At 71.1% G+C, this 21,404-nt stretch carries 18 protein-coding genes and 1 other RNA gene; 12 read left to right on the top strand and 7 right to left on the bottom strand.

The annotated features are described in order from the left end of the window. Window positions 1-103 precede the first annotated feature (103 nt). Window positions 104-200, bottom strand: an RNA gene (gene ffs, locus WDZ95_RS17130) — signal recognition particle sRNA small type. Window positions 201-269: 69 nt separating this feature from the next. Between ffs and dnaX the strand changes: the two genes are divergently transcribed. The 4 genes from dnaX to WDZ95_RS17110 all read left to right on the top strand — a co-directional run bounded on the left by dnaX (window position 270) and on the right by WDZ95_RS17110 (window position 4,401). Continuing rightward, window positions 270-2,204: a DNA polymerase III subunit gamma/tau gene (gene dnaX, locus WDZ95_RS17125; RefSeq protein ID WP_425780181.1), complete on the top strand. Its 1,935-nt coding sequence runs from the start codon at window positions 270-272 to the stop codon at window positions 2,202-2,204. A gap of 23 nt (window positions 2,205-2,227) precedes the next feature. Further along, window positions 2,228-2,560, top strand: a complete 333-nt coding sequence (locus WDZ95_RS17120) for a YbaB/EbfC family nucleoid-associated protein (RefSeq protein WP_166226665.1) — start codon at window positions 2,228-2,230, stop codon at window positions 2,558-2,560. A 34-nt stretch (window positions 2,561-2,594) separates the two neighbouring features. Continuing rightward, complete coding sequence (gene recR / locus WDZ95_RS17115; RefSeq protein ID WP_166226664.1) at window positions 2,595-3,197, top strand: recombination mediator RecR; 603 nt, start codon at window positions 2,595-2,597, stop codon at window positions 3,195-3,197. A 103-nt stretch (window positions 3,198-3,300) separates the two neighbouring features. Then, the gene (locus WDZ95_RS17110) at window positions 3,301-4,401 is read left to right on the top strand and encodes an ABC transporter substrate-binding protein (RefSeq protein ID WP_425780178.1); all 1,101 of its coding nucleotides are present in this window, start codon (window positions 3,301-3,303) and stop codon (window positions 4,399-4,401) included. A 26-nt stretch (window positions 4,402-4,427) separates the two neighbouring features. On the opposite strand, the gene WDZ95_RS17105 is transcribed toward WDZ95_RS17110, so the two are convergent. Both WDZ95_RS17105 and gloB read right to left on the bottom strand, forming a co-directional pair. Next, window positions 4,428-6,095 (bottom strand): transglycosylase SLT domain-containing protein, encoded by a 1,668-nt coding sequence (locus WDZ95_RS17105; protein WP_425780176.1) that lies wholly within the window; start codon window positions 6,093-6,095, stop codon window positions 4,428-4,430. Next, window positions 6,092-6,865 carry a hydroxyacylglutathione hydrolase gene (gene gloB / locus WDZ95_RS17100; protein WP_425780174.1) on the bottom strand — a complete coding sequence of 258 codons (774 nt, stop codon included), beginning with the start codon at window positions 6,863-6,865 and terminating at the stop codon, window positions 6,092-6,094. Before gloB ends, WDZ95_RS17105 begins: the two co-directional genes overlap by 4 nt. A gap of 116 nt (window positions 6,866-6,981) precedes the next feature. Between gloB and WDZ95_RS17095 the strand changes: the two genes are divergently transcribed. The 5 genes from WDZ95_RS17095 (at window position 6,982) to WDZ95_RS17075 (ending at window position 14,280) form a co-directional block, all read left to right on the top strand. Beyond that, window positions 6,982-7,749 (top strand): class I SAM-dependent methyltransferase, encoded by a 768-nt coding sequence (locus WDZ95_RS17095; protein ID WP_425780172.1) that lies wholly within the window; start codon window positions 6,982-6,984, stop codon window positions 7,747-7,749. A 33-nt stretch (window positions 7,750-7,782) separates the two neighbouring features. Next, window positions 7,783-8,217 (top strand): ribonuclease HI, encoded by a 435-nt coding sequence (gene rnhA, locus WDZ95_RS17090; protein ID WP_166226659.1) that lies wholly within the window; start codon window positions 7,783-7,785, stop codon window positions 8,215-8,217. Between the two features lie 129 nt (window positions 8,218-8,346). Beyond that, window positions 8,347-9,513, top strand: coding sequence for an efflux RND transporter periplasmic adaptor subunit (locus tag WDZ95_RS17085; RefSeq protein ID WP_425780170.1), 1,167 nt, complete (start codon window positions 8,347-8,349; stop codon window positions 9,511-9,513). A 19-nt stretch (window positions 9,514-9,532) separates the two neighbouring features. After that, entirely contained in the window at window positions 9,533-12,613 is a 3,081-nt protein-coding gene (locus tag WDZ95_RS17080) for an efflux RND transporter permease subunit (RefSeq protein ID WP_425780168.1), read from the top strand. A gap of 98 nt (window positions 12,614-12,711) precedes the next feature. Beyond that, complete coding sequence (locus WDZ95_RS17075; protein ID WP_425780166.1) at window positions 12,712-14,280, top strand: Fic family protein; 1,569 nt, start codon at window positions 12,712-12,714, stop codon at window positions 14,278-14,280. Window positions 14,281-14,372: 92 nt separating this feature from the next. Here the strand turns inward: WDZ95_RS17075 and glp are convergent, their stop codons facing one another. Genes glp through moaA form a run of 3 tightly spaced genes read right to left on the bottom strand, consistent with a single transcriptional unit; the run spans window position 14,373 to window position 17,402 of the window. Continuing rightward, window positions 14,373-15,659, bottom strand: a complete 1,287-nt coding sequence (gene glp / locus WDZ95_RS17070) for a gephyrin-like molybdotransferase Glp (protein ID WP_425780164.1) — start codon at window positions 15,657-15,659, stop codon at window positions 14,373-14,375. Continuing rightward, on the bottom strand, window positions 15,656-16,282 hold the full coding sequence (gene mobA / locus WDZ95_RS17065) for a molybdenum cofactor guanylyltransferase MobA (protein ID WP_425780162.1): 627 nt from the start codon (window positions 16,280-16,282) through the stop codon (window positions 15,656-15,658). Before mobA ends, glp begins: the two co-directional genes overlap by 4 nt. Window position 16,283: 1 nt before the next feature. After that, the gene (gene moaA, locus WDZ95_RS17060; RefSeq protein ID WP_425780160.1) at window positions 16,284-17,402 is read right to left on the bottom strand and encodes a GTP 3',8-cyclase MoaA; all 1,119 of its coding nucleotides are present in this window, start codon (window positions 17,400-17,402) and stop codon (window positions 16,284-16,286) included. 157 nt (window positions 17,403-17,559) lie between these two features. Here moaA and WDZ95_RS17055 point away from each other — a divergent pair, with 157 nt between their 5' ends. After that, window positions 17,560-18,105, top strand: a complete 546-nt coding sequence (locus tag WDZ95_RS17055) for a hemerythrin domain-containing protein (protein ID WP_425780158.1) — start codon at window positions 17,560-17,562, stop codon at window positions 18,103-18,105. Between the two features lie 10 nt (window positions 18,106-18,115). Continuing rightward, entirely contained in the window at window positions 18,116-18,643 is a 528-nt protein-coding gene (locus WDZ95_RS17050; RefSeq protein WP_425780156.1) for a hemerythrin domain-containing protein, read from the top strand. A 9-nt stretch (window positions 18,644-18,652) separates the two neighbouring features. Here WDZ95_RS17050 and WDZ95_RS17045 read toward each other — a convergent pair whose 3' ends face one another. After that, complete coding sequence (locus tag WDZ95_RS17045) at window positions 18,653-20,620, bottom strand: peptidase U32 family protein (protein ID WP_425780154.1); 1,968 nt, start codon at window positions 20,618-20,620, stop codon at window positions 18,653-18,655. Between the two features lie 48 nt (window positions 20,621-20,668). Here WDZ95_RS17045 and WDZ95_RS17040 point away from each other — a divergent pair, with 48 nt between their 5' ends. Further along, complete coding sequence (locus WDZ95_RS17040; RefSeq protein ID WP_425780152.1) at window positions 20,669-21,403, top strand: alpha/beta fold hydrolase; 735 nt, start codon at window positions 20,669-20,671, stop codon at window positions 21,401-21,403. Window position 21,404 lies beyond the last annotated feature (1 nt).

Here is a 21,404-nt window from a genome sequence, read left to right as displayed (position 1 = left end):
TGCTATCGGCGCCCCAGGGGCGATTGGCTGACGTTTACCCGGGGGTGGCCGGGCGAGCGCCCATGAAAAAAGCCGCAGGGGCTGCCTGCGGCTTGTGGTGTGAGGTGACGAGCCTTGACCCCGGCACTGGCTCCACGGTTAGGGCTGCTTGGTTCCCCACCTGACCCGGTTGGCCGCTTCCCCATGCGGGAAGGCCCGTCAGGCGCGATTGTAGGCGACGGGCAAGGCCACCCCCGGGACGCGGGTACCCCCACGCATAGAATCGCCCGATGTCCTACGTCGTCCTGGCCCGCAAATACCGACCGCGCAACTTCCGCGAAATGGTCGGCCAGGGGCACGTGGTCCAGGCCCTGTCCAACGCGCTGCAAAGCCAGCGCCTGCACCACGCTTACCTGTTCACCGGCACGCGCGGCGTGGGCAAGACCACGGTCTCGCGCATCCTGGCCAAGTCGCTCAACTGCGTGGGTGCCGACGGGCAGGGCGGCATCACGGCCGAGCCCTGCGGCGTCTGCCAGGCCTGCACCGACATCGACAGCGGCCGCTTCGTCGACTACACCGAGCTCGACGCCGCTTCCAACCGCGGCGTGGACGAGGTGCAGTCGCTGCTCGAGCAGGCGGTCTACAAGCCGGTGCAGGGGCGCTTCAAGGTCTTCATGATCGACGAGGTCCACATGCTCACCAACACCGCGTTCAACGCGATGTTGAAGACGCTGGAGGAACCGCCCGAATACCTCAAGTTCGTGCTGGCCACGACCGACCCGCAGAAGGTGCCGGTGACGGTGCTGTCGCGCTGCCTGCAGTTCAACCTGCGGCCCATGGCGCCCGAGACCGTGGCCGAGCACCTGCAGCAGGTGCTGCAGGCCGAGCAGGTGGCCAGCGAGCCGGGCGCGCTGCGGCTGCTGGCGCGCGCCGCGCGCGGCTCCATGCGCGACGCGCTCTCGCTCACCGACCAGGCGATCGCCTTCGGCGGCGGGCAGTTGCTCGAAGGCCCGGTGCGCCAGATGCTGGGCGCGGTCGACCGCGGGCATGCGTTGCGCCTGATCGCCGCGCTGGCCGGCGGCGACGGCGCGGCCGTGGTGCAGACCGTCGAGGCGCTGCGCGCCAACGGCCTCAACGCCGCGTCCACGCTCGAAGAAGTGACCGGCGTGCTGCAGCGCATGGCGGTGCACCAGATGGCGCCCCAGGCCCTGGCCGCGAGCACCGACCCCGACGAGGCCGAGATCGCACAACTCGCCCAGGCCCTGCCGGCCGACGAGACCCAGCTGCTCTACAGCCTGTGCCTGCACGGCCGCGCCGAACTCGGCCTGGCACCCGACGAATACGCCGGCCTCACCATGGTCTTGCTGCGCCTGCTGGCCTTCAAGCCCACGGGCGCGGCGGAAAAAAAAACTTCGCTGAGTCCCGCTGAGCCGCGGCCGGCGGCGGCGGCAAGCCCCGCGGCGCCCGCGGCCCGCCCCACCGCCACCCCCGTTGCGGCACCGACCGCACCGATCGCACCGCCGGTGGCGGCGCCCGTCGTCGCCGCGCCTGTTGCGCCGACCCCGGCCGCGGTGCCCACCGCGCCCCAGCGCCCCACGGCGCCGTCGCCCGCGCCCGCCCCGGTGGCGCGCCCCGCGCCCGCCGCCGACGAACCCCCGCTCGACGACGCCCCCTGGCCCGAGCCCGACGACGACACCCCACCCTGGGACGCGCTGCCACCCGCCGCGCCCGCCGCCCGGCCGGTGGCGGCCGCGGCCCCGGTGGTGCGGGTGCCCGTGCGCGACCCCGGCGCGCCGGGTCGGCTCGACCAGCCGCGGCCCAGCGCGCCGCTGCAGCCCACGCCCGAAGGCGCGTTCTGGGCCGGTGTGGTCAAGCAACTGATCGACGCCGGCGCGATCGGCGCGCTGGTGCGCGAGCTCGCGCTGCAATCGCAGCTGCTCTCGCACGACGGCCCGCGCTGGGTGCTGCGCATCGAGCGCGAATCGCTCAACCAGGGCAACAACCGCGAACGCCTGGCGGCGGCGCTGCAGTCGATCGGGCATGCGGTCGAGCTCGTGGTGGAGTCGGGCGTGGTGGTCGACTCGCCCGCGCGCCGCAACGCCGCCGAGGCCGAGCGCCGCCAGCGCGAGGCCGAGCAGCAGATCCTTGCCGACCCCTTCGTGCAGACGATGATGCGCGACTTCGGCGGCACAATCGTGCCCGGCACGCTCAAGCCGGTTTCCTGATCCCTCTCCCAGAAAGCACCCCCATGTTCAACAAAGGACAACTCGCCGGCCTCATGAAGCAGGCCCAGGCCATGCAGGACAACCTCAAGAAAGCGCAGGAAGAGCTCGCGCACATCGAGGTCACCGGCGAGTCCGGCGCGGGCCTCGTGAAGGTCGTCATGACCTGCAAGCACGACGTCAAGCGCGTCACCATCGACCCCAGCCTGCTCGCCGACGACAAGGACATGCTCGAAGACCTCGTGGCCGCGGCGTTCAACGCCGCGGTGCGCAAGGCCGAAGAGACCTCGAACGAAAAAATGGGCAAGCTCACCGCGGGCATGCCGGGCCTGCCCGGCGGCATGAAGTTCCCGTTCTGAGCCGCGCCGCCCGTTCCCGCAGCACCGCATCGCAGTGGCCGACACCCGTTCGCTCGAACGCCTGATCGAGGCCCTGCGCTGCCTGCCGGGCGTGGGCCTCAAGTCGGCCCAGCGCATGGCCTTTCACCTGCTGCAGCACGACCCGCATGGCGCCCAGCGCCTGGCCGGCGCGCTCAGCGAAGCGGTGGGCAAGGTGCGCCACTGCAGCCGCTGCCACACCTTCACCGAAGACGAGGTCTGCAGCACCTGCCGCGACCCGCGGCGCGACCGTGGCCTGCTGTGCGTGGTCGAAACGCCGGCCGACCAGGCCGCCATGGAGCGCACCGGCGCCTACAAGGGCCTGTACTTCGTGCTCATGGGCAAGCTCAGCGCGCTCGACGGCGTGGGCCCGCGCGAGATCGGGCTCGACAAGCTCTTCGAGCGCATCGCCGAAGAAGATCCCGAGGTGCCGCTGCGCGAGGTCATCCTCGCCACCAACTTCACCGCCGAGGGCGAGACCACGGCCCACGTGATCGCCCAGGCCCTCAAGGACCATGGCCTGCAGGTCACGCGGCTGGCGCGCGGCGTGCCCGTGGGCAGCGAGCTCGAGTACGTCGACCTCGGCACCATCGCGCACGCGCTGGTCGACCGCCGCTGAGCCGCGACCCGCGGTACCACGAGGTACCCACGCCCGATCGGTGTAAACCCGCTCGGGACTCCACCGGATGGCGATCCGGCCCACGCGCCCTAACCTTGGGCCGATGACGGAGACCCGGGAGCCAGACGAGAGCACAGCGCCGCGCCGCGGCCTCAACCGCCGCCAGTGGGCGCTGGCGGGCGCAGGCCTGCTGCTGGCCCTGCCCGGCGGGGCGGCGAGCGCCCAGGGCGCGGGCGTCACGCGCCCGCCGGTGCTGCCGCCCAAGCTCGTGGACACGCGCATCGTGATCGCGGTCGACCACCGCTTCGCGCTGAGCCACCTGCCGCTCACGGTGGCCGAGCAGCTGCACTTCTTCCGCGAAGAGGGCCTGGACGTGGAGCTGCGCGAGTTCCCCGACGAAGCCCAGGCCATGGCCGCGGTGCAGGCGCGCGCGGCGCATGTGCTGTGCGGGTCTTTTGCGCCGCTGCTGCAGCCGGCCGCGCGCAGCCAGGGCTGGCAGAGCTTCGTGGTGCAGGGGCGCGCGCCGCAGCTCGCGCTGGGCGTGTCGGCGCGCTCGCTTGCGGGCTTCAAGAGCACGGCCGACCTGCGCGGGCGCCGCGTGGGCCTGCGCGCCAACGACCCGGTGGGTCTGCAACTGCTGCAGGCCCTGTTGCAGCGCGACGGCGTGCGGCTCGACGAACTGCAGTTGCAGCCGTTCCCCGACGCCGGCGCCGCGCTGCAGGCCATGCGCTTCGGCCCGCTCGACGCGCTCTGCCACACCGACCCGCTGATCACGCAGATGGAGCAGCAGGGCGAGCTGCGCGTGGTGGCCGACACGCGCAACCTGCGCGGCACCACCGAGGTCTTCGGCGGTCCGCTGCCCGTGGGCTGTCTGAGCGCGCCGGGCGAGTTCATCGCGCAGTTCCCGCGCATCGCGCAGGCGCTCACCGACGCGCTGGTGCACGCCCTCAAGTGGCTGCAGACCGCCGGGCCCTCGGACCTCATCAAGACCGTGCCCGAGAGCCACTTCCAGGGCGACCGCGCGCTCTACCTGTCCACGGTGGAGCGCTCGCGCGAGGCCTGGACGGCCGACGGCCTGATGCCGCGCGGCGGCCCCGAAACCGCGCTGCGCGCGGCCGCGCTCAAGCCGCTGGCGCCCGCCGAACTCGCGCGCTGCTTCACCAACGGGTTCGCGAGCAAGGCCAAGGAACGGTTCCGCGCCTGAGCGCGCTGGCCTGGCTCAGGCCGGTCTCAGGGCTTGTTGCCCGTGGCCACGCGGGTCTTGGCCGGCGTGGTCTTGGTGGCCTTGGCGGCTTTGGTGGTGGGGGTGGTTTTGGCCGCCTTGGCCGTGCGGGTGGCGCTGGCCTTGCCGGCCTTGGCGGTGGTCTTGCCCGCGCCGCTGCGCGCCTGCACCGCCGGGGCCTTGGCCTTGCCCCTGGCCACCGCGGGCGCGGCCGCGCGCTGCGGCAACTGGAGCGTGATGCTCTGGCCGGCCTTGAGCGCGCTGTTCACCGAAAGCCGGTTCCACTCGGCCACGCGCACCGCGCTCACGCCGTGGCGGCTGGCCAGCCGGGCCACGTTGTCGCCCTTGCGCGCCTTGACCACCACGCGCCGGGTGGTCACCTCGGGCTGCAGGTTCAGCGCCGCGTTGTCGGCCACGTGCGCGGGCACGTCGCGGTCGAGCCGGCCGTTGCGCGGCACCAGCAGGCTCGAGCCCGCGGCCAGCCGCATGCGCGGCGGGATGTTGTTGACGCTGCGCAGCTCGGCCTCGCTCATGCCCATGCGCTCGGCGGCCTCGGCCGGGCTCATGCTGTGCGGCACCACCCAGGCGGTCCAGCTCGCGAGCGCGCCGTTGTAGCTTTGCAGGTTGCGCTGGAAGGTGGTGGCGTTGTCCCAGGGCAGCAGCACCGTGGGCGTGCCCGCGGCCATCACCACGGGCTGCTTGAGCGAGGGGTTGAGCATGCGGAAGTCGGCCTCGCTCACCTCGGCCAGCCGCGCGATCAGGGCCACGTCCATGTCGCGCAGCACGGTGATGGTGTCGAAAAACGGGTGGTTGCCGATCACCGGCAGCGTGGCGCCGTAGCGCTGCGGATTGGCCACGATGTTCTTGACCGCCTGCAGCTTCGGCACGTAATGGCGCGTCTCGGCGGGCATGTTGAGGTCGAGGTAACCCGTGGGTTCGCCCGCGCGCTGGTTGCGCGTGATGGCGCGGTTCACGTTGCCCTGGCCCCAGTTGTAGGCCGCCAGCGCGAGGTGCCAGTCGCCGAAGCGGCCGTAGAGTTGTTCGAGGTAGTCGAGCGCGGCGCGCGTGGACGCGAGCACGTCGCGGCGGTCGTCGCGGAACACGTTCTGCTTGAGGTCGAACGAGGCGCCGGTGGCGGGCATGAACTGCCACATGCCCGCGGCGCGCGCGCTCGACACGGCGGCCGGGTTGAAGGCGCTTTCGATGAAGGGCAGCAGCGCGAGCTCCATGGGCAGGCCGCGGCGTTCGATCTCTTCGACGATGTGGAACAGGTAGCGGCTCGAGCGCTCGGTCATGCGCTGGATGTAGTCGGGCCGCGCGAGGTACCACTGCTCGTGCTGGCGCACCAGGTCGCCGTCGAGGTCGTTCATGGCCAGGCCGCGGCGGATGCGTTCCCACAGGTCGGCCGGCGCGGCCAGCGTGGTGACGGCGGGCGCGCTCACGGGCGCGACCGCGATCTCGCTCAGCGGCACGTTGGCGGGCAGGCGCTGGGACGGGCCGCGCACGGTGGAGACGGCGGCGGGGCCGCTGTCGGCGGCGTCGGTGCGCGGCGCGGAGGACGGGGCGGGGAGGGTGCTGGCGCAGCCGGCGAGCAGGCTCAGGCACAGCAGGAGGGCGCCCAGGCAGCGGGCCCCGGGGCGGCGCGGGCGCTGCGCCGTCGACAGGTCTTGGGTCATCGAAAAACGTTCTTCCATTCGCGCAGCGTCGCGAACACCGAAACCGGGTCGGCGCCGCTGCCAGGGGCGTGGGACAGGGCCGCTTGCACCACCGCCGGCTCGTTCGAGCGCAGGAAGGGGTTGATGCGGCGCTCGGTTTCGATCGAGCTCGGCAGCGTGGGTTCACCGCGCGCGCGCACGGCCTCGCACTGCTGCTGGTAGGCCTGCAGCGCGGCATTGCCGGGCTCGACCGCCAGCGCGAACCGCAGGTTCGACAGCGTGTATTCGTGGGTGCAGCACACGCGCGTGTCGCCAGGCAGCGCGGCCAGGCGCGCGAGCGAGTCGTGCATCTGGGCCGGCGTGCCCTCGAACAGGCGACCACAGCCGCCCGAGAACAGGGTGTCGCCGCAGAACAGCAGCGGCCGCCCGTCCACCTGGGCGCAGTGGTAGGCGATGTGGCCCGCGGTGTGGCCGGGCACGTCGATCACCTCGAAGTCCAGGCCCAGGGCCTGCACGCGCTCGCCGCCGCTCACGCGGGTCAGCGGCTCGGGCAGGGTCTCGAAGGCCGGGCCGAGCACGCGCGCGCCGGTGGCCTCGCGCAGCTCGGCCACGCCGCCCGTGTGATCGGCGTGGTGGTGGGTGATGAGGATGGTGTCCAGCCGCAGGCCCAGCCGGGCCAGGGTGTCGCGCACGCCGCCGGCTTCGCCGGGGTCCACGACCAGCGCGCGCTGGCCGTCGTGCAGCATCCAGACGTAGTTGTCGCTGAAGGCCGGGATGGCGAGCAGTTGCATGGGACGGTCGGGGCAGGGGGCGGGAGGGCGGGGATGTGCGGGGCCGTGTAGAGTGTCGGGCTCGCTCGAAACACCCGAGTGTCGCAGACATTGCGCCGCCGCCCGCCCTTCGCCGCATGACCGATTCCCAGCAGAGCCTCACCGACTGGTTCGAGACCCCGCCCGGGCGCTACCTGCTGGCCTGGGAGCAGGACGGCTTCGACCTGGCCGTGGCCGACATGTTCGGCTTCAACGCGCTGCAGCTGGGCCTGCCGCAATTGCAGACGCTGCGCGCCAACCGCATGCCGCACCGCTGGCTGGCCCTGCACGAGGTGCCCGCCGCACCCGACCCGCAGGCCGCGCTCGTGACCGACGCCGCCGCGCTGCCGTTTCCCGCCGCCAGCCTCGACCTCGTGGTGCTGCCGCACACGCTCGAATTCAGCGCCGACCCGCACCACGTGCTGCGCGAGGTCGAGCGCGTGCTGGTGCCCGAGGGCCGCCTGGTCATCAGCGGCTTCAACCCCACCAGCCTGTGGGGCTGGCGCCAGGGCCGCGGCCACGCCATGGCGCGCCTGGGCATCCACGCCTTCGGCGCCTCGCGCCTGTACCTGCCCGACTCGGGCGCCTTCATCGGCACCGGCCGGCTGCGCGACTGGCTGCGCCTGCTGGGCCTGGAGATCGAGACCGAACACTATGGCTGCTACCGCCCCGCGGTGCGCAGCGACAAATGGCTGCAGCGCACCGCGTGGATGGACCGCGTGGGCGCGCGCTGGTGGCCCATCTTCGGCGCGGTGCATTTCGTTGTGGCCGTCAAGCGCGTGCGTGGCATGCGCCTGCTCGGGCCGGCCTGGAAGCCGCGCCGCGCGCCGGCCACGGCGCCGGTGTCGGTGGCCAACCGGCGCTGACCTTTCTTTCGCCTTTTTCCTGGAGAGACATTCTTGGACCACGTGGTGATCTACACCGATGGCGCCTGCAAGGGCAACCCCGGCCCGGGCGGCTGGGGCGCATTCCTGAGCAGCGCCGGCCGCGAGAAGGAGTTGTGGGGCGGCGAGCGCAACACCACCAACAACCGCATGGAGCTGATGGCCGTGATCGAGGCGCTGTCGGCGCTCAAGCGGCCCTGCCGCGTCTCGCTGCACCTGGACAGCGAGTACGTGCGCAAGGGCATCACCGAGTGGATCCACGGCTGGAAGAAGAAGGGTTGGGTCACGGCGGCCAAACAGCCGGTGAAGAACGCCGAGCTCTGGCAGCGGCTGGACGCGCTGGTGCACGGCGGCCACCACCAGATCGAATGGCACTGGGTCAAGGGCCATTCGGGCGACCCGGGCAACGAGCGCGCCGACGCCCTGGCCAACCGCGGCGTGCCGGGCTGAGGCGTTTTCCCGGCCCGGCGCTGGGGTAGGTGTTACCGATTGTCAGCCGCGGCCGCGGACACTGCACAATCCCCGCCATCGTTGGCATGGAAACTGTTACGTGCCGATCTGATTTCGAGCGGAGTTTTCATGGCGAAACCCAAAGCGACCGCCTGGCTGGCGGTCATCGGTCTGGCACTGGCCGCCGCGGGCGCCTGGTGGTGGCAGCAGCACCCCAAGGCCCCGGCGCAGGCCGCGCCGGCGGCCGCGCCCGGCGCGCGGCCCGCAGCCGGCCCCGGTGGCCAGGGCGGCGGTGGCGGCCCGACCTCGGTCGAGGTCACGCGCGTGAAGACCGCGCGGCTTCAGGACGACGCCCAGGCCGTGGGCACGCTGCGCTCGCGCCAGAGCGTCACCCTCAAGCCCGAAACCGCGGGCCGGGTCTCGCGCATCGCCTTCGCCGATGGCGCCCAGGTCAGGCGCGGCGCGCTGCTGGTGCAGCTCGACGACACGCTGCAGCGCGCCGAACTCAGCCAGGCGCAGGCCCAGCTCTCGATCGCGCGCGCCAACCTCAAGCGCAACGAGGAGTTGCTGGCGCAGAACTTTGTGGCCGCGCGCGTGGTGGACGAAAGCCGCGCCGCCCTGCAGGTGGCCGAGGCCCAGGTGGCGCTGGCCGATGCGCGGCTGCAGCGCATGCGCATCACCGCGCCTTTCGACGGCACGCTGGGCCTGCGCAGCATCAACCTGGGCCAGTACGTCAAGGACGGCGACGCGCTGGTCAATCTGGAAGACACCACGCTGCTCACGGTCGACTTCCGCCTGCCCGAGCGCTACCAGAGCCAGGTGGCGCCGGGCCAGCCGGTGCAGGTGCAGCTCGACGCCTTGCCCGGCAAGCGCTTCGTGGCCAAGGTGCTCGCGGTCGACCCGCTGCTCGACGCCAACGGCCGCTCGATCTCGGTGCGCGCCACCATGCCGCGCGAGGGCGGCGCCGAGCTGCGGCCCGGCATGTTCGCGCGCGTGCTGATCGTGTTTGCGGTGAACGAGAACGCGCTGGTGGTGCCCGAAGAGGCCATCTTCCCGCAGGGCGGCAAGCAGTTCGTGGTGGTGGTGGAAGAGCAGGGCCAGGGCGACGCGAAGAAACTGGTCTCGCGCCGCGTGGCGGTGGAGCTGGGTGCGCGCCGCGGCGCCGAGGTGCAGATCCTCAAGGGCCTGGAGCCCGGCATGACCGTGGTGATGGCGGGCCAGCAGCGCCTGCAGCGCGACGGCACGCCGGTGCGCATCGTGAACCTGGCGCAGGCACAGCCTGCACCGGCCAACTGACGCCGGGCGGAGCCGCGCCATGCAACTGCCCGAGATCTCCATCCGCCGCCCGGTGTTCGCCACCGTGCTCTCGCTGCTCATCGTGCTGGTGGGCCTGGTCTCGTTCAAGAACCTGAGCGTGCGCGAGTACCCGCGCATCGACGAGCCCACGGTCACCGTCACCACGCGCTTCGTGGGCGCGTCCAGCGAGGTCATCGAATCGCAGGTGACCAAGGTGCTCGAAGACTCGCTTGCGGGCATCGAGGGCGTGGACATCATCACCTCGATCAGCCGCCAGGAGCAAAGCCAGATCACGGTGCGCTTCAAGCTCGAGCGCGACCCCGACTCGGCCGCCGCCGACGTGCGCGACAAGGTCAGCCGCGTGCGCCAGCGCCTGCCGCAGGACGTGGACGAACCCACCATCGCCAAGGTCGAGGCCGACGCCACGCCGGTGATCTGGATCGCGATGAACTCGGACACGCGCTCGCCGCTGGAGCTGTCCGACCTGGCCAACCGCATCGCCAAGCCGCTGCTGCAGACCGCGCCCGGCGCGGCCGAGGTGCGCATCTTCGGCGAGCGGCGCTTCTCCATGCGCCTGTGGCTCGACCCCGACCGGCTCGCGGCCTACGGCCTCACGGTGCAGGACGCCGAAGACGCGCTGCGCCGCTCCAACCTGGAGGTGCCCGCGGGCCGCATCGAGAGCGCGCAGCGCGAGTTCAACGTGACCGCGGCCACCGACCTGCAGACCCCCGAGCAGTTCCGCGCCATCGTCATCCGCAACGTCAACGGCCAGGCGATCCGCATCGGCGACGTGGCCAACGTGGTGCAGGGCCCGCAGGACGAGCGCACCTCGATCCGCCTCAACGGGCGCGACGCGATCTCGCTCGGCGTGATCCGCCAGGCCACGGCCAATCCGCTGGAGCTCTCGGCCGCGGTGCGCGCCATGATCCCGCGGCTCGAGGCCGACCTGCCCAAGGACATCCGCTTCGACATCGCCAACGACAACTCGGTCTTCATCGACCGCTCGATCAAGGCGGTGTACCAGACCATCGCCGAGGCCGTGGTGCTGGTGGCGCTGGTGATCTTCGTGTTCCTGCGCACACTGCGCGCTTCGGTGATTCCGCTGGTGACCATCCCGGTGAGCCTGATCGGCACCTTCGCGCTCATGGCGCTGTTCGGCTTCTCGATCAACACGCTCACGCTGCTCGCGCTGGTGCTGGCCATCGGCCTGGTGGTGGACGACGCCATCGTGATGCTGGAGAACATCTACCGCCACATCGAAGAGGGCATGAAGCCCTTCGAGGCCGCGATCCAGGGCGCGCGCGAGATCGGCTTCGCCATCGTGGCCATGACGCTCACGCTGGCCGCGGTGTACGCGCCGCTGGCCTTCACGCCGGGCCGCACCGGCCGCCTGTTCGCCGAGTTCGCGCTGGCGCTCGCGGGCGCGGTGGTGGTGTCGGGCTTCGTGGCGCTCACGCTCTCGCCCATGATGTGCTCCAAGCTGCTGCGCCACGTCGACCAGCCGGGCCGCTTCGACCGCTTCATGGAGCGCGTGCTGGGCGGCGTCAACCGCGGCTACGAGCGTGTGCTCGCGCTGTCGCTCCAGGTGCGCTGGCTGGTGGTGGGCGTGATGGCGGCGAGCGCCTTCGGCAGCTGGTGGATGCTGCAGCACATCCGCTCCGAACTGGCGCCGCTCGAAGACCGCGGCGTGATCCTCGCGTCCATCAACGGCCCAGACGGCGCGACCCTGGCCTACACGCGCCGCTACGCCGAGGCGATCGAGAAGATCGGCGCGCAGTACCCCGAGTTCGACCGCATCTTCAGCAACACCGGCAACCCCTCGGTGGCGCAAGGCAGTGTGTTCCTGCGCGCCACGCCCTGGGAAGAGCGCACGCGCTCCACGCTGCAGATCGCGCGCGAGATCGCGCCCAAGCTCGCGGCCCTGCCGGGCGTGAGCGCCTTCGCGATCACGCCGCCCTCGCTGGGCCAGGGCTTTCGCGAGCGGCCCATCAACTACGTGATCATCACCGGCGACAGCTACGAGAACCTCGCCGGCGTGGTGCGCAAGTTCCAGGAGCGGCTGGCGCAGAACCCGGGCTTCGTGCAGGTCGACACCGACCTGCGCCTGAACAAGCCCGAGATCCGGCTCGACGTGGACCGCGAGCGCGCGGCCGACATGGGCGTGAGCGTGGACGCCATCGCGCGCACCGTGGAGACCATGCTGGGCGGACGCACCGTGACGCGCTACAAGCGCGATGGCGAGCAGTACGACGTGGTGGTGCAGACCGTCTCGGCCAACCGCAGCACGCCCGAAGACATCGACCGCCTGTTCGTGCGCGGCCGCGGCGACGCCATGATCCCGCTGGCCTCGCTCGTGACCACGCGCGAGGTGGTGGTGCCGCGCGAGCTCAACCACTTCGGGCAGCGGCGCAGCGCTTCCATCACCGCCAACCTCGCGCCCGACTACGCGCTGGGCGAAGCGCTGCAATACCTCGACCAGGCCGCGCGCGAGCTGCTGCCGCCCGGCTACACCACCGACCTCAACGGCCAGAGCCGCGAGTACCGCAGCGCCTCGGGCTCGCTCGCGCTGGTGTTCGCGCTCTCGCTGCTGTTCATCTACCTGGTGCTGTCGGCGCAGTTCGAAAGCTTCGTCGACCCCTTCATCATCATGCTGTCGGTGCCGCTGTCCATGTTCGGTGCGCTCATGGCCTTGCAGCTCGCGGGGGGCACGCTCAACGTGTTCAGCCAGATCGGGCTCATCACGCTCGTGGGCCTGATCACCAAGCACGGCATCCTGATCGTGGAGTTCGCCAACCAGCTGCGCGAGCAGGGGCTGGACAAGCTCGAAGCGGTGAAGCGTTCGGCGGGCCTGCGGCTGCGTCCCATCCTGATGACCACGGGCGCCATGGTGCTGGGCGCGATCCCGCTGGCGATCGCCACGGGCGCGGGCGCCGAGAGCCGTCAGCAGATCGGCTGGGTGATCGTGGGCGGCATGTCGGTGGGCACGCTGCTCACGGTGTTCGTGGTGCCCACCATGTACACGCTGCTGTCGCGCCGGGTGTCGCACCAGCCGGCGCACCCGGTGATGCACGAGGACCACGGGGCCATTCCGGCGAAATGAGGGTCTGTTGCGGCGTGTGTCGAAATTGTTTTTGAGCAATGACGGCGCTTCTGCAACATTTTTGAGCCGGCATTCGCGTTTTTGATCAGAATGTGCCGATGAACAACCCCATCGGCACCGCCTGGCTCGTGCATCGGTACACCTTGCAGGTCGCGCAGCCTCTGCCGGTCCTGAGTGAAATCGGCGGGCGGCGCGAGAGCCGTCGGGTCGACGGCGCGCAGCGCGAGCGCTACACCGAGGCCATGCGGCCCGAACCCACGTTGCGCGGGCACTTGGGCTTTCTGCTCAAGCATGAAGTAACCCATTTCGAACTCTTGTCGCGGCTGTTCGAGGTGTGCGACCCCCTGGAGCTGCAGGCCTGGTTCCTGAATGAGCCCACGGGGCAGTACGCGCGCCGTGCCTGCTTTCTCTACGAGTGGTTCACCGGGCGGCGGCTGGCGGTCGAAGGCGCAACAAAGGGCGCTTATGTCGATGCCCTCAACCCCGAGCGGGTGGTGGCGGCCTCTGCCGGTCGATCGGTACCGAGCCGACGCTGGCGGGTGAACGACAACATGCCCGGCACGCCCGCTTTCTGTCCCTTCGTGCGGCAGGGCACGGACCTGGGGCCCTCCATGGCCCTGGACATCCCCGCCTTGCTGGGCCAGCTCAGCGACGAGTTCGGCGAAGAGGTGCTCATGCGATCCGCGGTCTGGATGACCCTGCGCGAAAGCCGCTCGTCGTTCGCGATCGAGGGCGAAGGTCACCAGGCCGATCGCATCCAGCGCTTCGCGAGCGTGCTCGGCCGGCGCACCGGCCGGGGCGATGTGCCGCTGACGTCGGACAGCCTGGCCGTCCTTCAACGCGACATCCTGGGGCCCCGGACGACGGTGCGGGCGTTCGGCCTGCGCCAGTCGCCCGTGTTCGTCGGCGAGTCCGTGCACTTCCAGGATGTGGTTCACTACATCGCACCGCCGCCCGAGGACCTGCCGGCCATGCTCGAAGGGCTGGCGACCTTCCTCGATCGCACAACGGGCCAATCGCCGGTGATGCGCGCGGCGGTCGCGGCATTCGGCTTCGTCTACCTGCATCCGCTTGCCGACGGCAATGGGCGCCTGCACCGCTTCCTGATCAACGACGTGCTCCGGCGCGACGGCGCGGTTCCCGAGCCCTTGATCCTGCCCATTTCTTCCCTCATCACCGCCGACCCCGCAGAGCGCCGCGCCTACGACCGCATCCTGGAAGCGGTGTCAGTCCCCTTGATGGCGGCGGCGGCCGGGCACTACATGTTCGGCGCGCCGGTGCCGTACCCCGACGGCATCTCGTCCAGCCTGCAGGTGGATGCGCCCGAGCGCCTGCGCCCGGTATGGCGCCGGCCCGATCTGACGCCCCACGTGCGCTACCTGGCCGATGTGATCACGCGAACGATCACGCAAGACATGCGGCAGGAATCGCGGACCTTGCGCAGCCACCTGCGGGCCCGCGAGGCCATCAAGAACATCATCGAGATGCCCGATGCCCAGGCCGATCGGGTGGTGCGGTCCATCGCACAGAACCAGGGAGCGCTGACTGGCAAACTCGCCAGCGAATGGCCCGAACTGGCGGGCGAAGCGGTGTGGGATGAACTGGTGAAGGCCGTGCGCCAGGCCTTCGACGATACAAAGCCCGGGGCGGACGCCGATCGCGACTGAGGGGTCGAGGCCGGGATCCGGCGCCGGGCCGCCCCAAGCCGGATCAGCCCCCACGGGGGGCAGCGACCCGCGCAGCGGCGGAGCGTGGGGGCTCAGATCACCCCGTCGAACAGCATCACCTCGACGGTGTCGCCCACGGCCACGTTGCCCTGGTCGTGGCGCAGCACGATCAGGCCGTTGGCCTGCACCATGGAACTGAGCACGCCCGAGCCCTGGTTGCCGGTGGTGCGCGCCACCAGCGAGCCATCGGCCTCGCGCAGCACGGTGCCGCGCTGGTACTCGGTGCGGCCGGGCTTCTTGCGCATGGCCTCGCCGCTTTTCGCCTGCAGCAGCACGGGGGCCTGCACCTCGGCGCCCATGAGGCGCTGCAGGGCCGGGCGCACGAAGGCGAGGAAGGTCACCATCACGGCCACCGGGTTGCCCGGCAGGCCGAAGAGCACGGCCGAGCGGCCCGCCTGGTTCAGCCGGCCCACCGCCATGGGCCGGCCCGGGCGCATGGCGATGCGCCAGAAGGCGACATCGCCGAGCTGCTTCATCATGGCCTTGGTGTGGTCGGCCTCGCCCATGCTCACACCGCCGCTGGTGATGATCGCGTCGGCGCGCGCGGCCGCGTCGCGGAAGGCGGCTTCGAGCAAGGCGGGCTCGTCTTTCACCACGCCCAGGTCGATCACCTCCACGCCCATGCGCGTGAGCAGGCCGAACACGGTGTAGCGGTTGCTGTCGTAGACCGCGCCCTCGCGCGGCGGCTCGCCCAGGCTCAGGATCTCGTCGCCGGTGGAGAAGTAGGCCACGCGCGCGCGGCGCACCACGCGCACCGTGGCCAGCCCCAGGCTGGCGAGCAGGCCCAGCGCGGCCGGGCCCAGGGTCTGGCCGCGGCGCAAGGCGGGCTGGCCAGCCATCAGGTCTTCACCGAGCAGGCGGCGGTTGTCGCCGGGCTTGACCACGCCGGGCGGCAGGGTCACGGTGTCGCCGTCGACCTTCACGAACTCGATCGGCACCACGGTGTCCAGGCCCGCGGGCATGATGGCGCCGGTCATGATCTTCACGCACTCGCCCGGGCCCACGGCGCCGGCCCAGGCCTTGCCCGCGTAGGCCGTGCCCTGGTTGCGCAGCGTGAGCGGCCGGTCGGTCAGTTCGCTGCCGCGCAGCGCGAAGCCGTCCATGGCCGAGTTGTCGTGCGGCGGCACGCTGAGGGGCGAGACCACGTCTTCGGCCAGCACGCGGCCCAGGGCATCGAAGATGCCCACGGTCTCGGCCTCGGTGATGGGCTCGACCAGGCGGGCCAGGAAATCATTGACGCGGTCGGCCGACAGCGCCTGCGGGTCGTAGCCCTGCAGTTCGGCGGCGATCTGTTCGAGGGTCTTCGGGGTGCTGCTCATGGCCCCGATTGTTCCAGCGTGTGCAGCTCGTCGAGCGTGTTGGTGTTGACGAAAGCGTTCGGGTCGTCGCCGGGCCGGTCGAAGGGCACCAGCACGCAGCGGTGCTGCTCGGTCCAGCGGTCGATCTTGCGGCCGCCGGCCTGGGTGAAGGCCACCAGGCTTTCGAGCAGGCCCACTTTCATCAGGCAGAACACCGGTTGCGCACGCATCTGGCCGTCTTCGGGCGCGCTCACCATGGCGATCTCGGTCGCGGGGTCGTCGAAGGCCTGGGCCAGGCGCTGCACCAGATCGAGCGGGAAGCGCGGCACGTCGCAGGGCACGGTGAGCAGGTAGGGCAGCTCGGCGCGTTCCAGCCCGGTGAGAAAGCCCGCGAGCGGGCCCGCGTAGTCGCTCAGGGTGTCGGGCCACACGGGCACGCCGAAGGCCTCGTAGGCGCCGAGGTTGCGGTTGGCGTTGAGCATGAGCTCGCCGAGCAGGCCGCCTTGCTGCACCTGCAGCCGCATGAGCGCGTTGAGCGCGAGCGGTGTGCCATTGAATTTCTGCAGGCCCTTGTCGGCCCCGCCCATGCGCGAGCCGCGCCCCCCCGCGAGCACCATCGCGGTGATCTCTTGTGCGCCGATCAACTCAGCCTCCGATGTAAGACATTTCGACGCGGCGCTGGCCGCTGCCTGCGGCGTCGGGCGGCAGCGTGGCGCGCAGCTCGGAATAGCGGTCGCTGCGCTGCTGCCACACCGAGGCGATCGCGCTCGAGAGCTCGTCGTCGCTCGCGCCGCCGCGAATGAGGTGGCGCAGGTCGTGGCCTTCGCTGGCGAACAGGCAGAGGTAGAGCTGGCCTTCGGTGGACAGGCGCGCGCGGTTGCAGTCGCCGCAGAAGGCCTGGGTCACGCTGCTGATCACGCCGATCTCGCCGCTGCCGTCGGCATAGCCCCAGCGCTCGGCGGTCTCGCCGGGCGCGGAGGGTTCCAGCGGCACAAGCGGCAGCTCGCGCGCAATGCGCTGCACCACGTCGGCGCTGGGCAGCACCTCGTCCATGCGCCAGCCGTTGGTGGCGCCCACGTCCATGTATTCGATGAAACGCAGCACCACGCCCGTGCCCTTGAAGTGGCGCGCCATGGGCAGGATCTGGTCATCGTTGGTGCCGCGCTTGACCACCATGTTGACCTTGATCGGGCCCAGGCCCGCGGCGCGCGCGGCCGCGATGCCTTCGAGCACGTCGGCCACGGGAAAGTCCACGTCGTTCATGGCGCGGAAAACGGCGTCGTCCAGGCCGTCGAGGCTGACCGTGACGCGCTGCAGGCCCGCGGCCTTGAGCTGCGCGGCCTTTTTCTTGAGCAGCGAGCCGTTGGTGGTGAGCGTGATGTCCAGCGGCCGGCCCTCGGGGGTGCGCAGCGCGGCCAGTTGTTCCACCAGGATCTCGAGGTTCTTGCGCAGCAGCGGCTCGCCGCCGGTGAGGCGGATCTTCTGCACCCCGTGCGCCGCAAACAGGCGCGCCACGCGCGTGATCTCCTCGAAGCTCAGCAGCGCGCTGTGCGGCAGGTACTGGTAGTCCTTGTCGAAGACTTCCTTGGGCATGCAGTAGCTGCAGCGGAAGTTGCAGCGGTCGGTCACGCTGATGCGCAGGTCGCGCAGCGGACGGCCCAGGGCGTCGCCGAGCAGGCCGGTGGCGGCAATGGCCCGCGCGGGCACCGCCACCGCGCGCGAGCGCAGGCGCTGGTCGATCAGGGGAATCACGCGTTCGGACATGGCGCGATTATGGGTGATACCCCCTGGAGGACCGCCCCCGCGACACCCCCGGCCGCATGGGGGATTTCCCTGTCGGCGCCTCGATCGGCCTCGCTTGACCTGCATCAAGCCCGTGCGCCGCGCGCCCGCCTAGACTGGCCCGACCGCCAGAGAACCCATGAACCCACACGACACGCCCATTGCCGACTCGCCGTCGGCCAAGTACGCCAGCTGCCACGCCGGCATCGCCCAACGCCTGCAGAAGCTCGACGAAATGCCCGAGCTGGTGGCCGCCATCGCGCGGGCCCGCAGCGTGGCCCAGCGCTCGCTCAACGCCGCGCGCGACGCGATCTTCGAGCACCACGTGGAAGAAGAGCGCGACCTGTTCTCGGCCGTGCTCGCCAGCGCCACGCCCGGGGCCGAGCGCATGCACGTGCAGGCCGTGATCGAACGCCTCACCGCCCAGCACCGCGCCATCGAGGCCCTGTGGACCTCGGTCGAGCGCGAGCTGGTGCGCGGCGTCACCGGCTGCGCCAGCCGCATCGAACTCGACGACCTCCGACGCCTGTCGGCCGAGTACGAGTCGCACGCGCGCTTCGAAGAGGCCGTGTTCCTGCCCATGGCCGAGAACATCCTGGAGCGCAGCGGCAGCGGCGCCGCTGCGCTGGCCCTGGCGCTGCACCAGCGCCACGCGCCCGAATGGCCCTTGCACTGCGCCGCCTGAGGAGCCCCCCATGAACGCCACCACCGACGACCCGCTGACCGGCTTCCGGCACTGCCACACCGGCATCGTGCGCCGGCTGCACGAGCTCAACGAACTGCCCGAACTGCTCGAACCCGCGGCGCGTGCGCGCACGCTGGCCGAGCGCTCGCTCGCCTTCTTCCGCGAGGCGGTCTTCGAGCACCACATGGACGAGGAGCGCGAGCTCTTTCCCGCCGTGCTCGCCAGCGCCGAGCCGGGCGACGAGCAGGCGCGCGTGCAGACCATGGTGCAGCGGCTCACGCAGCAGCACCGCGAGCTCGAAGCGCTGTGGAAGTCGATGGAGAAAGACCTGCGCCGCGTGGCCAAGGGGCAGGACAGCGAGCTCGATACGGCCGACGTGCACCGGCTGGTCAACGAGTACCAGGCGCACGCCCTGTTCGAGGAACTGGACTTCCTGCCGCTGGCCCAGGCCATCCTGGGCCGCAACGGCAACCACCTGGCCGCGCTGGGCCTGTCGCTGCACCTGCGGCACGCGCCGCAGCCCGCGCCCTACGTCTGAGCCGCGCGCTCAGGCCGTGGCGGCCGGGCGCTGGCGGTAGAAGGTGATGGGGCTGGCCGGCACGGCCTGCATCACCGCGGGCTTGATGCGGCCCACCACGTGCATCTCGCAGGGCTTGCAATCGAAGCGCAGCGTGAGCTTCTCGTTGTTGTGCGTGATGGTGAGCGGCTCGGCGCGCACCGTGCCCTGAACGCCCGTGACGCCCTTGGCCTGCTTGGGGCACAGGCTCAACGAGAAGCGCACGCAGTGCTTGGTGATCATGAGGCTGACCTCGCCGGCCTCTTCGTGCGACTCGTAGGCGCTGGCGATCACCTTCACGCCGTGCTTCGCATAAAAGTTGCGCGCCTTGTGGTTGTAGACGTTGGCGAGGTAGGTCAGCGTGTCTTCGGGGTAGGGCGCGGGCGGCTCCACCGGCACGCCGCGCGGCAGCCGGGTGAAGGCGCGGGCGCGTGCCGCTTCGAGCGCGGCCACCGCGTCGCGGCGCAGCGGATTGAGCAGCGAGGCCGGCACGAACAGCGGCTCGTCGAAGGCCAGCGCGATGTCGATCGGCGCGAACACGGTCTCGCCCAGCCGGCCCAGCGCTTCGCGCAGCTTCTGGTGCGCCTGCACGGCGTCGCGCGCGGGCTCCAGCGCGCAGGCCAGTTCGGCATGGCCCGTGTGGCCGTCTTCGTCGGTCAGCTCCAGGCGCAGGCCGTCGGCGGTGCGCGCGAGCTTCATCCACACGCCGATGCGGCGCTCGGCCGATTTCTTGTCGAGCGTGCGCACCCAGTCCATGTCGCGGTTGCGGTTGACCACGGTGCCGCGCTTCAAGTGGCGCAGGCCTTCCAGGGCGTCCTTGGGGTAGACACGGAAGCGGCCTGCTTCGGCCTGCGGCTCGGCGCGGTTGATCTGCAGGCCCACGAGCTCGCGGTGCAGGTCCAGGTAGCACAGGCCGTCGCCGTTGTGGATCACGGTGGCCGGGTCGTCGCACTGCAGCTCGACCCAGTTCGGCCCCACCTGCGTCACCCAGCCGATCGGGCGACCCGGGTTCTTGGGCGTGTCGAAAGCGCCGATGTCCTCCCGGCGGCCGTTGACGAAATAGTCGGTGAACTCGCGGTTGAAGTTCTGGTCGGGGTCGGGCGTGAAGCTGAAGGTGCAGCGACCCGACGAAGCGCGGCCGAGCTCGGGGCGCTCCTCGAGGAGGTCGTCGAACAGGCGGCGGTAGTGCGCGGTGATGTTCTTGACGTAGCCCAGGTCCTTGTAGCGGCCCTCGATCTTGAAGCTGCGCGCGCCCGCGTCGATCAGCGCGCGCAGGTTGTCGCTCTGGTTGTTGTCCTTCATCGAGAGCACGTGCTTGTCGTGCGCCACGATGCGGCCCTGGCTGTCCTTGACCTCGTAGGGCAGGCGGCAGGCCTGCGAGCAGTCGCCGCGGTTGGCGCTGCGGCCGGTCTGGGCATGGCTCACGTAGCACTGGCCGCCGTAGGCCACGCACAGCGCGCCGTGGATGAAGAACTCGACGATGCAGCGATCGGCGTCGAGCGCGTCGTAGATGCCCCGGATCTGCGGCAGCGTGAGTTCGCGTGCGAGCACCAGCTTGGACAGGCCCGCGTTCTGCAGGAACACGGCCTTCTCCACGGTGCGGATGTCGGTCTGCGTGCTCGCGTGCAGCTGGATCGGCGGCAGGTCGAGCTCGAGCAGGCCCATGTCCTGGATGATGAGCGCGTCGGCGCCGGCGTCGTAGAGCTGTCGGATCAGCCGGCGCGCGGGCTCGAGCTCGTCGTCGCGCAGGATGGTGTTGACCGTGACGTAGATGCGCGCGCCGAAGCGGTGCGCGTGCTTCGCCAGCCGCGCGATGTCCTGCACGCTGTTGTCGGCCGAAGTGCGCGCGCCGAACGAGGGGCCGCCGATGTAGACCGCGTCGGCGCCGTGGTTGACGGCTTCGATGCCGATGTCGGCGGTGCGGGCGGGGGAGAGCAGCTCGATCTGGTGGGGCAGCATGGGGAGGCGGGCAGAATGCGGGGTACCGTATTTTCGGGGAGAAGCCGCATGAACGCCGCCACGTCCATCGTTCTGGTCCATGGTGCCTGGCACGGCGCCTGGTGCTGGCGCCGCGTGCTGCCGCTGCTGCGCGAGGGCGGCGTCGAGGCGCACGCCGTCACGCTCACCGGCCTGGGTGAGCGCGCCCACCTGATGTCGCCCGCCATCGACCTGCACACCCACGTGCAGGACGTGGTGGGCCTGATCGAGGCCGAGGAACTGCAGCGCGTGGTGCTGGTGGGCCACAGCTACGGCGGCATGGTGGTCACGGGCGCGGCCGACCGGCTCCAGGCCGCGGCGCCCGGCGTGCTGCGCCACCTGGTCTACCTGGACGCGGTGCTGCCATACCCCGGTGACAGCTGGAGCAGCCCGCGCACGCCCGAGACGCGCGCCCAACGTGCCGCCTCGGCCCAGGCCAGCGGCGGCCTGCACTTTCCGCCGCCCGACGCCGAGGTGTTCGGCCTGCGCGGCGAGGACCGTGCCTGGGTGAACCGCCGCCAGACGCCGCAGCCCTTCCGGCTCTACGACCAGCCGCTCGATTTCGACGCCGACGCCGTGGCCCGCGTGCCGCGCACCTTCATCGACTGCACCGCGCCCGCGCTGGCCACCATCGCGGCCTCGCGCGAGCGCGTGCGCCGCGAGCCGGGCTGGCACCTGATCGAGATGGCCACCGGCCACGACCCCATGGTGAGCGAGCCAGCGGCCCTGGCCGCGCACCTGCTGACCATCGCGCGCGGCGCGTGAG

This window comes from Hydrogenophaga sp. T2 (assembly GCF_049843535.1).
Taxonomy (GTDB): Bacteria; Pseudomonadota; Gammaproteobacteria; order Burkholderiales; family Burkholderiaceae_C; genus Hydrogenophaga; species Hydrogenophaga crocea.
The sequence above is the reverse complement of the archived record's forward strand: the minus strand, read 5'-3'. Positions and strand labels throughout refer to the sequence as shown.

Excerpts from the sequence above, each read along its gene's own strand:
- dnaX (WP_425780181.1), top strand. The coding sequence starts at position 270 with ATGTCCTACGTCGTCCTGGCCCGCAAATACCGACCGCGCAACTTCCGC.
- WDZ95_RS17120 (WP_166226665.1), top strand. The coding sequence starts at position 2,228 with ATGTTCAACAAAGGACAACTCGCCGGCCTCATGAAGCAGGCCCAGGCC.
- WDZ95_RS17110 (WP_425780178.1), top strand. The coding sequence starts at position 3,301 with ATGACGGAGACCCGGGAGCCAGACGAGAGCACAGCGCCGCGCCGCGGC.
- WDZ95_RS17105 (WP_425780176.1), bottom strand. The coding sequence starts at position 6,095 with ATGACCCAAGACCTGTCGACGGCGCAGCGCCCGCGCCGCCCCGGGGCC.
- gloB (WP_425780174.1), bottom strand. The coding sequence starts at position 6,865 with ATGCAACTGCTCGCCATCCCGGCCTTCAGCGACAACTACGTCTGGATG.
- WDZ95_RS17095 (WP_425780172.1), top strand. The coding sequence starts at position 6,982 with ATGACCGATTCCCAGCAGAGCCTCACCGACTGGTTCGAGACCCCGCCC.
- WDZ95_RS17085 (WP_425780170.1), top strand. The coding sequence starts at position 8,347 with ATGGCGAAACCCAAAGCGACCGCCTGGCTGGCGGTCATCGGTCTGGCA.
- WDZ95_RS17080 (WP_425780168.1), top strand. The coding sequence starts at position 9,533 with ATGCAACTGCCCGAGATCTCCATCCGCCGCCCGGTGTTCGCCACCGTG.
- WDZ95_RS17075 (WP_425780166.1), top strand. The coding sequence starts at position 12,712 with ATGAACAACCCCATCGGCACCGCCTGGCTCGTGCATCGGTACACCTTG.
- glp (WP_425780164.1), bottom strand. The coding sequence starts at position 15,659 with ATGAGCAGCACCCCGAAGACCCTCGAACAGATCGCCGCCGAACTGCAG.
- moaA (WP_425780160.1), bottom strand. The coding sequence starts at position 17,402 with ATGTCCGAACGCGTGATTCCCCTGATCGACCAGCGCCTGCGCTCGCGC.
- WDZ95_RS17055 (WP_425780158.1), top strand. The coding sequence starts at position 17,560 with ATGAACCCACACGACACGCCCATTGCCGACTCGCCGTCGGCCAAGTAC.
- WDZ95_RS17050 (WP_425780156.1), top strand. The coding sequence starts at position 18,116 with ATGAACGCCACCACCGACGACCCGCTGACCGGCTTCCGGCACTGCCAC.
- WDZ95_RS17045 (WP_425780154.1), bottom strand. The coding sequence starts at position 20,620 with ATGCTGCCCCACCAGATCGAGCTGCTCTCCCCCGCCCGCACCGCCGAC.
- WDZ95_RS17040 (WP_425780152.1), top strand. The coding sequence starts at position 20,669 with ATGAACGCCGCCACGTCCATCGTTCTGGTCCATGGTGCCTGGCACGGC.